Annotated in this window: 1 protein-coding gene; it reads right to left on the bottom strand. The window is 75.8% G+C overall.

All coding sequences use genetic code 11. The features are described 5' to 3' along the window. On the bottom strand, positions 1–1,236 hold a 1,236-nt coding region (locus AC13HU_RS36995), incomplete at its 3' end, for a serine/threonine-protein kinase (RefSeq protein WP_483046383.1). Positions 1,237–1,528 lie beyond the last annotated feature (292 nt).

Raw genomic sequence — 1,528 nt, 5'->3', positions numbered from 1 at the left:
GCGGTAGAGGGGGTCCATCTCCGGCGGGACCTGGCGGACCTCGGTCTGCTCGTTGCGCTGCCGGGCGGCGCTGAGCTGGGACTCCCACGGGTGCGGGCCCTGGGCCTGCGGCGGTCCCTGCGCCTCGGAGGCCGGCAGCACGCGGGTGCCGTCGGCTGCACCGGACACGTGGGCCGCATCGGCGGCGTTCGCGGCCCCGCGGTAGGGGTCCGACGACAGCACCCCGGTCGCCGCGTTCGCGTCGTACGCCGAGCTGCCGGTCGGCAGCACCTGGGTGGGTTCGGCGTCGCCGAAGGCCCCGGCGGCCGCGAGGTCGCCGGTACCCGGCACCAGCGCCGGGTCGGCCTCGGGCCCGAGCAGCGCGCCCACCCCGAGCGCCGCCTCGGCCTGCGCCGGACTGGCGTGCACCCCCACGCCCGCGGCGACCACCCGCAGCGCCCGCGCCAGGTTCTCCGCGCTGGGCCGCTGCTCGGGGTCCTTGCGCAGGCAGCGCTCGATGACCGTCCACAGCGGCTCCGGCACGTTGCCGGGGCGCTCCGCCTGGTCGGTCATGTGGGCGTGCAGCACCTCCAGCGCGGAATCGCCGCGGAACGGCGCGCGCCCGGTGACCAGCTCGTACATCAGCACGCCGGCGCCGTACACGTCGACCGCCGACGTCTGCGGGCGGCCCTGCGCGGACTCCGGGGCGACATAGGCCGGGGTGCCCACGAACTCCTGGGTGCGGGTCACACCCGGGGAGTCGGCCAGCCGGGCGATGCCGAAGTCCGTCAGCATCGGGTGCATCCGCTCGGCGCCGTCCTCGCCGGTGGTGGTGGCGAGCAGCACGTTGGCGGGCTTGAGGTCGCGGTGCACGATGCCGTCGGCGTGGCTGGCGGCGAGCGCGTCCGCGACCGCCGCGGTCAGCAGCGCGGTGGCGATCGGGCTGAACGGGCCGTTGTCCCGCAGGTAGCGGTGCAGGTCGGGGCCGTCGATGAGATCCATGACCAGCGCGAGCAGGTCGCCCTCCACCACCAGGTCGCGGACCTGCACGATGTGCGGGTGGCGCAGCCGCAGCAACGCGGAGCGCTCGCGCAGGAAGCGCATCACCACGTCCGGGTCGCCGGCCAACTCCTCCTTGAGCACCTTGACCGCGACCAGGGTGCCGTCGTCGTCGCGCACCCGGGCACGCCAGACGGTCCCGGTGGCGCCGCGTCCGAGCGGTTCCTCCAGAAGGTATTTGCTGCCTACCGGCCGCACGTCATGCGCTCCCTGCTGCGTAATGTCTTCGATTCCGGTCCGGCCCAGCGTAGAGCCTGCCGCCGCACGGCGCCGGATTCCCAGGTAGACGCTGCGCGGTGCGGCAATGGTTGCGTCCGCCGCCCCGGGTGAAGGGTGCCCTGCGCGGGCAGCGACAACCCTTGCCGGGGCGGGGGCGCCGCCCCGGAACACGCCCGCCACCCGGCCCGGAGGCGCCGCGGGCACCTCCCGGCGCCCCTGGTGGGCTCGGCCACGCGGCGAGGGGCGCCCTGCGCACGGGAAGTGGGCACCC

It is taken from the genome of Streptomyces sp. NH27 (genome assembly GCF_056859195.1).
The sequence above is the reverse complement of the archived record's forward strand: the minus strand, read 5'-3'. Positions and strand labels throughout refer to the sequence as shown.